Annotated in this window: 10 protein-coding genes; 2 read left to right on the top strand and 8 right to left on the bottom strand. The window is 66.4% G+C overall.

Annotated features, from left to right (window positions below):
- Positions 1 to 9: 9 nt before the first annotated feature.
- The 4 genes from ctaD to KL788_RS01795 all read right to left on the bottom strand — a co-directional run bounded on the left by ctaD (position 10) and on the right by KL788_RS01795 (position 4,547).
- Positions 10 to 1,746 (bottom strand): aa3-type cytochrome oxidase subunit I, encoded by a 1,737-nt coding sequence (ctaD, locus tag KL788_RS01810; RefSeq protein WP_293167970.1) that lies wholly within the window; start codon positions 1,744 to 1,746, stop codon positions 10 to 12.
- 7 nt (positions 1,747 to 1,753) lie between these two features.
- Entirely contained in the window at positions 1,754 to 2,620 is an 867-nt protein-coding gene (gene ctaC, locus KL788_RS01805; protein ID WP_293167969.1) for an aa3-type cytochrome oxidase subunit II, read from the bottom strand.
- A 100-nt stretch (positions 2,621 to 2,720) separates the two neighbouring features.
- The gene (locus tag KL788_RS01800; protein WP_293167968.1) at positions 2,721 to 3,068 is read right to left on the bottom strand and encodes a HesB/IscA family protein; all 348 of its coding nucleotides are present in this window, start codon (positions 3,066 to 3,068) and stop codon (positions 2,721 to 2,723) included.
- A 57-nt stretch (positions 3,069 to 3,125) separates the two neighbouring features.
- Positions 3,126 to 4,547: a dipeptidase gene (locus KL788_RS01795; RefSeq protein ID WP_293167967.1), complete on the bottom strand. Its 1,422-nt coding sequence runs from the start codon at positions 4,545 to 4,547 to the stop codon at positions 3,126 to 3,128.
- A gap of 44 nt (positions 4,548 to 4,591) precedes the next feature.
- On the opposite strand from KL788_RS01795, the gene KL788_RS01790 reads away from it, so the two are divergent.
- Positions 4,592 to 5,191 (top strand): DUF3043 domain-containing protein, encoded by a 600-nt coding sequence (locus KL788_RS01790; RefSeq protein ID WP_293167965.1) that lies wholly within the window; start codon positions 4,592 to 4,594, stop codon positions 5,189 to 5,191.
- On the opposite strand, the gene KL788_RS01785 is transcribed toward KL788_RS01790, so the two are convergent.
- The 3 genes from KL788_RS01785 to hisD are packed head-to-tail and all read right to left on the bottom strand — an operon-like array spanning position 5,166 to position 8,014.
- Positions 5,166 to 6,215, bottom strand: a complete 1,050-nt coding sequence (locus KL788_RS01785) for a quinone-dependent dihydroorotate dehydrogenase (protein WP_293167963.1) — start codon at positions 6,213 to 6,215, stop codon at positions 5,166 to 5,168. The two genes, KL788_RS01790 and KL788_RS01785, sit on opposite strands and share 26 nt — an antisense overlap.
- Positions 6,216 to 6,223: 8 nt before the next feature.
- A complete protein-coding gene (gene nrdR, locus KL788_RS01780; protein ID WP_293167961.1) occupies positions 6,224 to 6,700 on the bottom strand; it encodes a transcriptional regulator NrdR in 477 nt (158 codons plus the stop codon).
- A 12-nt stretch (positions 6,701 to 6,712) separates the two neighbouring features.
- The gene (gene hisD, locus KL788_RS01775) at positions 6,713 to 8,014 is read right to left on the bottom strand and encodes a histidinol dehydrogenase (protein ID WP_293173079.1); all 1,302 of its coding nucleotides are present in this window, start codon (positions 8,012 to 8,014) and stop codon (positions 6,713 to 6,715) included.
- A 71-nt stretch (positions 8,015 to 8,085) separates the two neighbouring features.
- Here hisD and KL788_RS01770 point away from each other — a divergent pair, with 71 nt between their 5' ends.
- Complete coding sequence (locus KL788_RS01770) at positions 8,086 to 8,592, top strand: flavin reductase family protein (RefSeq protein ID WP_293167943.1); 507 nt, start codon at positions 8,086 to 8,088, stop codon at positions 8,590 to 8,592.
- Positions 8,593 to 8,603: 11 nt separating this feature from the next.
- On the opposite strand, the gene dnaE is transcribed toward KL788_RS01770, so the two are convergent.
- Positions 8,604 to 12,119, bottom strand: coding sequence for a DNA polymerase III subunit alpha (gene dnaE, locus KL788_RS01765; protein WP_293167945.1), 3,516 nt, complete (start codon positions 12,117 to 12,119; stop codon positions 8,604 to 8,606).
- Between the last annotated feature and the right edge of the window lie 16 nt (positions 12,120 to 12,135).

Genomic DNA, 12,135 nt, shown 5'->3' with positions numbered 1-12,135 from the left:
TCGTCAGCCCTACTTCACTTCGCCGTCGGCGAGATCGCGCACCGGCGCCTCTGGAGCGTCTTTGCCGGGTCCGATTCCGACGGGAATGCCTGCCTCGGGGTGGTTCAGGTCGAAGGCGGGCGACTCGGAACGGATGCGCGGGATCGACGTGAAGTTGTGACGCGGGGGCGGGCACGACGTCGCCCACTCGAGCGAGCGGCCATAGCCCCACGGGTCGTTGACGGTCACCAGCGGTGCGCGACGCGCCGTGATGTAGACGTTCAGCAGGAACGGGATCATCGAGGCTGCCAGCAGAATCGAGCCCAGGGTCGAGAGCTGGTTCATCCAGGTGAAGCCGTCTTCCACGAGGTACGTCGCGTATCGCCGCGGCATTCCGACCACACCCAGCCAGTGCTGCACGAGGAAGGTCGCGTGGAACCCGATGAAGAGGGTCCAGAAGTGAATCTGGCCGAGGCTCTCGTTGAGCATCTTGCCTGTCCACTTGGGCCACCAGAAGTAGAAGCCGGCGAACATGGCGAACACCACCGTGCCGAACACGACGTAGTGGAAGTGCGCCACGACGAAGTACGAGTCGGAGACCACGAAGTCAAGCGGCGGCGAGGCGAGGATCACGCCGGTGAGACCGCCGAAGACGAACGTGATCAAGAACCCGATCGTGAACACCATGGGGCTCTCGAACGTCACCGAGCCGCGCCACATCGTGCCGATCCAGTTGAAGATCTTCACGCCCGTGGGCACCGCGATGAGCATCGTCATGAGCGCGAAGAACGGCAGAAGCACCGAGCCGGTCACGTACATGTGGTGGGCCCACACCGTCATCGAGAGTGCCGCGATGGCGATCGTCGCGTAGACGAGAGTCTTGTACCCGAAGATCGGCTTGCGGCTGAAGACCGGGATGATCTCTGACACGATGCCGAAGAACGGCAGCGCCAGGATGTACACCTCGGGGTGCCCAAAGAACCAAAACAGGTGCTGCCACAAGATGGCGCCGCCCGTGGCCGCGTCGAACACGTGCGACCCGAACATTCGGTCGGAGCCCAGGGCGAACAGCGATGCCGCGAGCACCGGGAAGGCCATGAGCACGAGCAGCGACGTCACGAGCGTGTTCCACGTGAAGATCGGCATGCGCCACATCGTCATGCCGGGAGCACGCATCGTGATGATCGTCGTGATGAAGTTCACTGCGCCGAGAATCGTGCCGAACCCGCTCATCGTGAGCCCGAAGACCCACATATTGCCGCCGAGCCCTGGTGTGAAGGTTTGACTCGAGAGCGGCGCATAGGCGAACCACCCGAACGAGGCGGCGCCCTGAGGAGTCAGGAACCCTGCGACCGCGATGAGCGAACCGAACGAGTAGAGCCAGTAGGCGAAGGCGTTGAGTCGCGGGAAGGCGACGTCGGGAGCACCGATCTGCAGTGGCATCAGCACGTTGGCAAAGCCGGCGAAGAGCGGCGTCGCGAACATGAGCAGCATGATCGTGCCGTGCATCGTAAACAGCTGGTTGTACTGCTCTTTCGTCGCCACGATCTCGAGGCCCGGCGCGAAGAGCTGCGCACGAATCACGAGCGCCATCACACCGCCGATGAGGAAGTAGATAAACGACGTGATCAGGTACATGTACCCGATCGTCTTGTGGTCGGTCGTCGTGATCCAGCCGACGAGCACGTTGCCCTTGCGGCGAACGGTCGGTGAGACGTGCTCGGGCGCTGGGCCCGACACGGATGGACGAGGTGCGGTCGTGGTCATGAGCCGCCTACTCCTCTTCGCTGGAGCCGGTGCCCGGCAGGTTCGTGTTGGTGTTGAACTCAGGGCCGAGTCGACCGACGTTGCCTTGAGCCCGCAGCGACTCGATGTAGGCGTCGTACTCGGCGACCGAGACGACCTCGACGTTGAAGAGCATCAGGGAGTGGAATTCGCCGCACAGCTCGGCGCACTTGCCCATGTAGCTCCCCTCTTTCTCGGGGATGAAGTACCAGTAGTTGGTCTCGTTCTCGCCCGGGAACATGTCTTTCTTGTAGAGGAAGTCGACGATCCAGAACGAGTGGATGACGTCGCGCGACTCGAGCTTGATCTCGACCTTCTGGCCGACCGGCAGGTACAGGGTCGGAAGCGTCGACATGTCGATGGTGTTGTTCGGGCCAGTCTCTTGCGCCTGGATTCCCGAGTAGTAGACATCATCGGTGATGTAGTTGAAGTCCCACGCCCAGCGCTTGCCGAAGACTTCGATCGTGACGTCGGGGTCTTCGAGGGGCGCCTCGATGATCGCCTGATCACGGGCGGTGAAGGCGAAGAACCCGAGCACGAGGATGAGCGGAACGACGGTGTACAACACCTCGATCGGCATGTTGTAGCGCAACTGCACCGGGAGGCCGGTCTGGCCCTTGCGACGGCGGTAGACGATCGCCGCCCAGATGATCAGCCCCCACGTGATGACGCCGACGACAAGCAGCACGATCCACGACGTGACCCAGAGGCCGACCACACGGTCGACCTGGTTCGTGGTGCCCGGCTCGGTGGGCAACCAGCCCAGTTGCATCTGTGTCGTGCAGCCCGCGAGTGCCACCGTGGTGACGAGGGCGAGCGGGATCGCCGTCAAGCGAAGACGTCGGTTGGAACGCACCGGAAACCTCTCGTGGCAGGGTTGTGAACTGGTTTTCAGTCTATGTCACGGTCGACCGCGACAGCGCCCAGCGACGCTCCGCAACCGCCCACGAATCGACCTAGTGGAAGCTGTCACCGCACGCGCAGCTACCGCCGGCGTTGGGGTTGTCGATCGTGAAGCCCTGCTTCTGAATCGTGTCTTCGAAGTCGATCGATGCGCCGTCGAGATAGGGCACGCTCATCTTGTCGACGACCACCTCGACACCGTCGAAATCGCGCAAGGCGTCACCGTCGAGCACGCGCTCATCGAAGTACAGCTGATAGATGAGACCCGAGCAGCCGCCGGGCTGCACGGCGAGCCGCAAGCGCAGGTCATCGCGGCCCTCCTGATCGAGCAGCGAGCGCACTTTCGCCGAGGCGGCCTCGGTCAGGCTGACGCCGTGCGTGGTCAATGCGGTATCGGTCATGGTGACTCCTCGAGAGATCGGCTTGCTGTCGCCAGTGTACGCCGCGTTGCTGGATGCTCAGCCGAGGTTGGCACCCGCGTTGAGCCGCGCGAGCAGAACCGATTCAGTCAGCACCGCCCGGTGCAGCACGCCGAGGTGCAGCGATTCGTTGGGGCTGTGAGCACGCGTCTCGGGGTCTTCGACTCCTGTCACGAGCACCTGAGCCTCGGGGAAGGTCTCGACGAGCTGCGAGATGAAGGGAATCGAGCCCCCGACTCCCGCGAGCACGGGTGCGGCACCCCATGCCTCGGTCATGGCGACGATCGCCTCATCGGCGGCCCACCCGTCGACATCGACGAGGAACGGATCACCGAGGTCGACCGAGGCGATGCTCAGGTGAGCCCCGAAGGGGGCGTGCGCGTGCAGGTGGCGTTCGATTGCGGCGAAGGCATCGGCAGCGCGCTGCCCCGGCGCGATGCGTGCACTGATCTTGACTGTGATGGTCGGCGCCAAGGTGTTCGAGGCGTTCTGCACGCTCGGCGCGTCGATGCCGGTCACGGTGAGGGCTGGCTGCGCCCACAGGCGGTGCAGCACTGGTCCGCGCCCGATCGGACGCACGCCCTCGAGCAGTCCAGCGTCAGAGCGGAGGCGTTCGTCCGGCAGGTCGGGAACCTCTTGCTCGTGCGAGGTCAAACCCTCGACAGCGACAGACCCCTCGGCGTCGTGCAGTGTCGCCAGCAGGGCGACCGTCGCGAGCATCGCATCCGGAACCGCGCCGCCGAGCATGCCGGAATGCGATGCGTGCTCGAGAGTCGACACGGTGAGAGAGAAGGTCACGTTGCCCCGCAGGGCGACCGTCAGCGACGGCGTGTCGACCGACCAGTTGTCAGAATCGGCCACGACGATGACGTCGGCGGCCAGCAGCTCGCGGTGACGCTCGAGCAGTGCCGCGAACGATCGCGAGCCGAACTCCTCCTCCCCCTCGATGAACACGGCGAGTCCCACGTCGGGGTCGGGATCGACGTCGAGCAGGGCGCGCACAGCCGCGACGTGCGCCACGACGCCCGCCTTGTCGTCGGCGGCGCCGCGGCCGTAGAGGCGATCGCCGCGCAGCGTCGGCTCGTAGGGGGGCGAATCCCAGCCAGCGTCGTCTCCCGGGGGCTGCACGTCATGGTGCGCGTAGAGCAGCACGGTGGGTCGACCACCGCGGGCTGCGCGGCGGGCGAGCACCGCCGGCTGGCCGAGGGCGCCGCTCGGGGTCGGAGCGCGATCGATGATGACCGACTCGAAGATGTCGAGGTCGCGCAGCAGCTCGGCGGTGTGCTCGGCTGATCGCTGCACGTGGTCGGCATCGAAGCCATCCCACGACACGGAGGGGATGCGCACGAGCGTCGACAAGTCGCCGATCGCCTGCGGCAGCCCGTCGCGCACGTGGCGACGGAGAGTCTCGAGCAGCTCGGGAGGGGTCGCGGGGCGCTCAGGGCGGCGAGTCGATGTCATGCCGGTAATCTTAAGTCTCTGCCCGACTGGAAGGATGTGCCGCTGTGGCCGCCCGCGAGAACGAGAACCACTCCCCCTCTGCCGCTGCGCAAGCGACGGCCGAGGCCCACGCCCAGGCCGAGGCCATCGCGGCTGGTAAGGGCCGACCGACTCCGACGCGCAAAGAGCGCGAGGCCGCGCGCAAGCGCCCCCTCGTGCCCGACGACCGCAAGCAGGCGCGTAAAGAGCACCGCGAGAAGATGAACGCCGCGCGCGAGAAGGCGCGACTCGGCATGGCAGCAGGCGAGGAGAAGTACCTGCCGCAGCGCGACAAGGGCCCGCAGAAGAAGTGGGTGCGCGACTACGTCGACGCCCGCATCAGCATCGGCGAGTTCCTCATCCCCGTGATGTTCTTCGTCATCATCCTGACCTTCATCCCCTCGGTCGAGGCTCAGACGATCTCGATCCTTGGCCTGTGGGCGTTCTTCCTCGTCGCGATTCTCGACTCGGTCATCCTCGGCTTCATCGTTCGCCGCAAGCTCACCCAGAAGTACGGAGCCGACAAGGTCGAGAAAGTGCGCTGGTACGCGGCGATGCGGTCGCTGCAGTTGCGCGTGCTGCGCCTGCCGAAGCCGCAGGTCAAGCGCGGGCAGTACCCCGACTAGAGGCCAATCGCGCGAGCCCGCGTGTGATCTGGCGCGCCCAGAGCGGACCGCGGTACAAAAAGGCCGTGTACCCCTGCACGAGCGTCGCGCCGGCCGCGAGCCGCTCGGCGGCGTCGTCGGCCGTATCGATGCCGCCGACGGCGATCACGCAGAAGTCGGCGGGCACCGCTGCGCGCACACGTCGCAGCACCTGCAACGACCGTTCGCGCAGGGGCGCCCCGCTCAGACCTCCGGCGCCCGCGGCCACGACGACAGCGGGCTCGGTCGTGAGCCCCTCGCGACCGACCGTCGTATTGGTCGCGATGATGCCCGCGAGGCCGAGCTCGAGGGCGAGAGCGCAGACGGCATCGATCGCCGCGTCGTCGAGATCGGGAGCGATCTTGACGAGCACGGGCGTCGCCATCGCCTCGTCGAGAACGGCGGAGAGCAGCGGACGCAGCAGCGCCTCGTCCTGCAGACCGCGCAGGCCCGGAGTATTGGGCGAGCTGACATTGACGGCGATGTAGTCGGCGACGGGTGCGAGCGTGCGAGCCGACAGGCGGTAGTCGTCGATCGCATCCTCGACCGCGACGACGCGGCTCTTGCCAATGTTGGCCCCGATGACCGGCCTGCGGCTGCGGCTGCGCTCGCGGGCGACGCGCTCGGCGGCCGCCGCCGCTCCCCCGTTGTTGAACCCCATGCGGTTGATGACGGCGCGGTCGTCGACGAGCCTGAAGAGTCTCGGCTTCGGATTACCGTCTTGAGCGATCGCCGTGACCGTGCCGATCTCGACGTGGCCGAACCCGAGTGCCCAGAGGCCGCGGATGCTGCGCGCATCTTTATCGAACCCGGCAGCCATGCCGAACGGCGACTCGAAGCGCAGCCCGAGGGTTTCGACTGCGAGCGACGGGTCGGGACGGGTGAATCGTCGGACCAGCCCGGTCAAGCCCAGCAAAGGAATCGCTCGGATCACCGACACTGCGAGGTGGTGGGCACGCTCGGGGTCGAGACGCCGCAGCACCGTGCGGAAGAACAGCTCGTACACGACAGCGATCAGCCCGCGTCGGCCGTGGTCGCGGCGTTGCCGTGCTCGGCGCGCAACTGTACGATCGCCGACTCGAAGTCGTCGAGGTTCTCGAAGGCCTGGTAGACGCTCGCGAATCGCAGGTAGGCGACCTCGTCGAGCTCGCGCAACTCGGGCAGGATCGCGAGACCGATGTCGTTGGCATCGAGCTGCGAGGCGCCGGTGGCGCGCAGGTTCTCTTCGACCTTCTGCGCCAGTTGAGCGAGGTCGGCGTCGGTGACCGGTCGGCCCTGGCACGCCTTGCGCACGCCGAGCATGATCTTCTCGCGCGAGAAGGGCTCGACGACCCCGCTGCGCTTGATCACCATGAGGCTCGCGGTCTCGGTCGTGCTGAACCGGCGACCGCACTCGGGGCACTGCCGCCGTCGACGGATCGACAGTCCGTCATCGCTCGTGCGGGAATCGATGACCCGGCTGTCGGAATAGCGGCAGAAAGGGCAGTGCATCGTGCCGCAAGCCTAGAGGAACCGCGCACGCACGGCGTCGCCATGGGCCGGCAGCTGCTCGGCATCGCTCAAGGCGCCGACGTGGGCGGCGACCTCGGCGAGGGCATGCCGGTCGTACTCGATGATCTGCTGAGGACGCAAGAAGGTGTAGGCCCCCAGCCCCGACGCGAACCGGGCCTGACCGCCGGTCGGCAGCACGTGATTCGATCCAGCCACGTAGTCGCCCAGGCTTACGGGCGTGTGGTCGCCGATGAAGATGGCGCCGGCGCTCTCGAGCTGCGATAGCAGGGCGTCGGGTTCGGCCACCTGCACTTCGAGGTGCTCGGGACCATAAGCGTTGCTGAACCGGACCGCCTGCGCGAGATCGTCGACCAGCACAATCACCGACTGGGTGCCCGCGAGCGCCGTCGCGACCCTCTCACGGTGATGCGTCACGGCGACGGCGGCGGGCAGCCGGTCGCGCACTGCCTGGGCGAGGCCAGGGTCGTCGGTCACGAGCACGCTGCCGGCGAGCTCGTCGTGCTCGGCCTGGCTGATGAGGTCGGCCACGACGTAGTCAGGCCGCGCGGTCGCATCGGCGATGATGAGAATCTCGGTGGGTCCGGCCTCGGAATCGATGCCGACGACCCCCTTGACGGCGCGCTTGGCCGTGGCGACGTAGAGATTGCCCGGCCCGGTGATGACTTGCACGGGCTCGAGCCCGAGGTCGTCGACACCGTAGGCGAAGGCACCGATCGCGCCCGCGCCGCCCATCGCATAGACCTCGTCGACGCCGAGCAGTGACGCCGCGCCGAGGATGGTCGGGTGCACTGATCCTGCGAACTCCGCCTGTGGCGGCGACGCGAGCGCGATCGAGGTGACGCCGGCGACCTGAGCTGCGACGACGTTCATGACCACGCTCGAGGGGTAGACAGCCTTGCCGCCCGGCACATAGAGGCCGACGCGGCTCACCGGCTGCCAGCGCTGCACGATGCGGGCACCCGGTGCCACCTCGGTGACCTGTTCTGCCGGCACTTGCGCTGCCGTCGCCCGGCGCACGCGCTCGATCGCGAGCTCGAGGGCCGTGCGCACCGCGGAACCGAGTGAGGCCTCAGCCGCGCGCAGTTGATCCGGGCTGACGCGCACGCTCGACGGTCGCACGCGATCGAAGCGCTCGGCCTGATCGAGCAGCGCAGCGCTGCCGCGATCGCGGACATCCTGAATCACGGCGTCAACGGCGTCGACGGCGGAGCCCACATCGCTCGCCGCGCGAGGGACGAGGGCGAGCAGGTCGGCGGCTGACAGAACGCGGCCGCGCAAATCGAGTGTTCGCATCATGGCGCACTCAGCCTAATCGCGGCCAGCCTCGGGAATACCCGAGCGTGGATGCGGTTGCATAGACCGTGATGACCACCGCTCCCGACGCCACCGGATTCGACGCCTTCGCCCAGGCGTTCAGACGCCACGCTGCCGGAGTCGCCGTGATCACGGCCCTGACTACCGACGGACGACCCGTCGGCTTCACGGCGACGTCGCTCGCCTCGTTGGCCGCGGTTCCTCCGCTGGCAACCTTCAATATGGCGCGCACCGCGAGCTCGTGGCCTGCGATCGAGCAGACCGACCGCGTCGCGATTCACATGCTGGGCCAGAAAGACTTCGCGGTCGCGAAGATCATGGCGGGCGACAATGCGCGCCGCTTCGACGGCGATCACTGGGAACCCGGCCCGCACGGCTTGCCGATTCTCAAGGACGTCACCGCGTGGATGGTCGGCACGATCGTCGCCCGCACGTCGGTCGCCGACAACGCCATGATCGCGGTGCAGATCGACCAAGGTGCGCTGGGTGAGCCCGACGAGCCGCTGCTGTACCACGAGAGGGCGTTTCGGGCCCTCGGCGCCGAGCTCGACGACTAGGGGAACTACAACTAGGTCAGCGCTCTCGGCCCCAGCAGACTCTTGACCTCGCCGTAGAAGTTCGCCGAGGGCTCGATGCGGTGCGGCAACTCGAAGATGCGAGCCGAATCGTCGCGCAGCAGGCGCAGCCGCACCTCGGTCGAACCGCGGTGGCGGCTGAGCACCGTGTCGAGCTCGCTCACGACCTCCACGGTCGCACGCTGCTCGCGCACGGTGAGCGTGAGCGGCCCCGTGTCGGCGCTCACGCCAAAGTCGGGCTGCTGCAGCGTGATCGCCTGCAGGGTGATGCCGTCGTCGCGGTGGTTGACGCGGCCGCGCACGACCACGATGCTGTCGGCCACGAGCCGCGAACCGAATTCGGTGTACGTCTTGCCGAGAAACATGATCGAGAGTTCACCCCCGAAGTCTTCGAGCGTGATCATGCCGTAGGGATTACCGGAGTTTCGGGCCACGCGGTGTTGCACGCTCGTGATGAGGCCCGCCACCGTCACTTGCTCGCCGTCGGCCGGCGGGTTGTCGTTCAGCTCGGCGATGCTCAGACCAGCGTGCTGGGCGAGAGAGCGCTCGAGACCCGCGAGCGGGTGGTCTGATACGTAGAGCCCGAGCATCTCGCGCTCGAACGCGAGCTTGTCTTTCTTCGCCCACTCGGGCCGGTCGGGCACGTGGTCTGCGCTCTGCTCGGCGTCATCGAAGAGGCTGTCGAAGTCGAAACCCACATCGCCGACCTCTTCGGCTCGCTTCTCTTTCACCGCAGCTTCGACCGCCCCCTCGTGAATCTCCATGAGCGCGCGGCGTGTCGACCCCAGCGAGTCGAAGGCGCCCGCCTTGACAAGCGACTCGATGGCCCGCTTGTTGGCGACCGGGCTCGGCACCTTCTTCAAGAAGTCGAAGAAGCCCGTGAACCGGCCCTTCTGCTCGCGCGCTGCGCGAATGCCCTCGACGACGTTGTGGCCCACATTGCGCACAGCGCCGAGGCCGAAACGGATGTCGTCGCCGACGGCGGCGAAGTACTCGATCGACTCATTGACGTCGGGCGGCAGCACCGTGATGCCCATGCGACGGCACTCATTGAGGTAGACCGCCATCTTGTCTTTCGAGTCACCCACGCTCGTGAGCAGGGCGGCCATGTACTCGGCCGGGAAATGCGCCTTGAGGTAGGCGGTCCAGTACGACACCACGCCGTAGGCGGCCGAGTGGGCCTTGTTGAAGGCGTAGTCGGAGAACGGCAGCAGGGTCTCCCAGAGCTTCTTCACCGCCGCAGCCGAGTAGCCGTTCGCGATCATTCCCGCTTCGAAGTTCTCGAACTGCTTGTCGAGCTCTTCTTTCTTCTTCTTGCCCATCGCCCGCCGCAGCAGATCGGCCTGTGCGAGCGTGTAGCCCGCGAGCTTCTGCGCGATCTCCATGACCTGCTCCTGATACACGATCAGGCCGTAGGTGCCGCCGAGTACTTCGGAGAGCGGTTCAGCGAGTTCGGGGTGGATCGGCTCGATGTCTTGCCGTCCGTTCTTGCGCAGCGCGTAGTTGGTGTGCGAGTCGGCGCCCATCGGCCCCGGCCGGTAGAGCGCGAGCACCGCCGAGATGTCTTCGAAGTTGTCGGGCTTCATCATGCGCAGCAGCGAGCGCATCGGCCCGCCGTCGAGCTGGAACACCCCGAGCGTGTCGCCGCGGGCCATGAGCTCGTAGGCCGCGGTGTCATCGAGCGCGAGGTCTTCGAGCACGAGACGCTCGCCGCGGTTCGCCTCGATGTTGTCGAGCGCGTCGTCGATGATCGTCAGGTTGCGCAGCCCTAAGAAGTCCATCTTGACGAGGCCGAGCGCCTCGGAGGCCGGAAAGTCGAACTGCGTGACGATCTGGCCGTCTTGCTCGCGCTTCATGATGGGGATGATGTCGATGAGCGGCTCGCTTGACATGATCACGCCCGCCGCGTGCACGCCCCATTGCCGCTTGAGGTTCTCAAGGCCCAAGGCCGTATCGAACACCGTGCGCGCCTCGGCGTCGACCTCGATGAGGGCGCGGAAGTCGGCGGCCTCCTTGTAGCGGTCGTGCGTCTTGTCGAAGATGCCCGCGAGGGGCATGTCTTTGCCCATGATCGCGGGCGGCATGACCTTGGTGAGCTTCTCACCCATTCCGAACGGGAAGCCGAGCACGCGGGAGCTGTCTTTCAGGGCCTGCTTGGCCTTGATGGTGCCGTAGGTGACGATCTGGGCGACGCGCTCGTCGCCGTACTTTTCGGTGACGTAGCGGATCACCTCGCCGCGTCGCCGGTCGTCGAAGTCGACGTCGAAGTCGGGCATCGAGACGCGGTCGGGGTTCAAGAACCGCTCGAAGATGAGGCCGTGCTCGAGCGGATCGAGGTCAGTGATGCGCATCGCGTAAGCCGCCATCGATCCGGCGCCCGAGCCGCGACCCGGGCCCACGCGAATGCCGTTGTGCTTCGACCAGTTGATGAAGTCGGCAACGACGAGGAAGTACCCCGAGAAGCCCATCTGCGTGATGACGCCGATCTCGTACTCGGCACGCGCGCGCACAGCATCCGGAACTCCGCCCGGATACCGCACCGCCAGCCCCCGCTCGACCTCCTGAATGAACCAGCTGTTCTCGGTCTCGCCTTCGGGAACCGGGAACCGGGGCATGTAGTTCGCCGACGTGTCGAAGGCGACCTCCGTGCGCTCAGCGATGAGCAGCGTGTTGTCGCAAGCCTCGGGGTAGTCGCGGAACAGCTCGCGCATCTGCGCGGGGGTCTTCAGGTAGAACTCGTCGGTGTCGAACTTGAATCGGTTCGGGTCGTCGAGGGTGCTGCCCGACTGCACGCACAGCAACGCCGCGTGCGAGCCCGCGTCGGCCGCGTGCGTATAGTGCAGGTCGTTGGTGGCGACGAGCGGCAGCCCTAAGTCTTTCGCGAGCCGAATGAGCTCGGTCATGGTGCGGCGCTCGATACCGAGGCCGTGGTCCATGATCTCGACGAAGTAGTTCTCGGCGCCGAAGATGTCGCGGAACTCGGCTGCGGCTTCGCGAGCCTTGTCGTACTCGCCGAGTCGCAGGCGCGTCTGCACCTCACCACTCACGCAGCCCGTCGTCGCGATGACGCCCTTGCTGTACCGGCTCAGCAGCTCGCGATCCATCCGGGGCTTGAAGTAGTAGCCCTCGATCGAAGCGAGCGACGACATGCGGAACAGATTGTGCATGCCCGTCGTCGAGGCGGCGAGCATTGTGAGGTGCGTGTACGCGCCCGAGCCCGACACGTCATCCTCGCCGCCGACCCCCCACTTCACGCGCGTCTTGTCGGTGCGATGCGTGCCAGGCGTCAAGTAGGCCTCGATGCCGATGATCGGCTTGATTCCCGACTCGGTCGCCGTCTTCCAGAAGTCGAACGCCCCGAACATGCTGCCGTGGTCGGTGATCGCGATCGCCGGCATGCCCTGCGAGACCGCTTCGGCGATGAGCGGCTTGACGCGCGCGGCGCCGTCGAGCATCGAGTACTCGCTGTGCACGTGGAGGTGGACGAACGAGTCTGCTCGAGTGGTCACGGGGCCTCCGACGGGT

Source organism: Microcella sp. (assembly GCF_019739195.1).
In the GTDB taxonomy this organism is placed as follows: Bacteria; Actinomycetota; Actinomycetes; order Actinomycetales; family Microbacteriaceae; genus Microcella.
The sequence above is the reverse complement of the archived record's forward strand: the minus strand, read 5'-3'. Positions and strand labels throughout refer to the sequence as shown.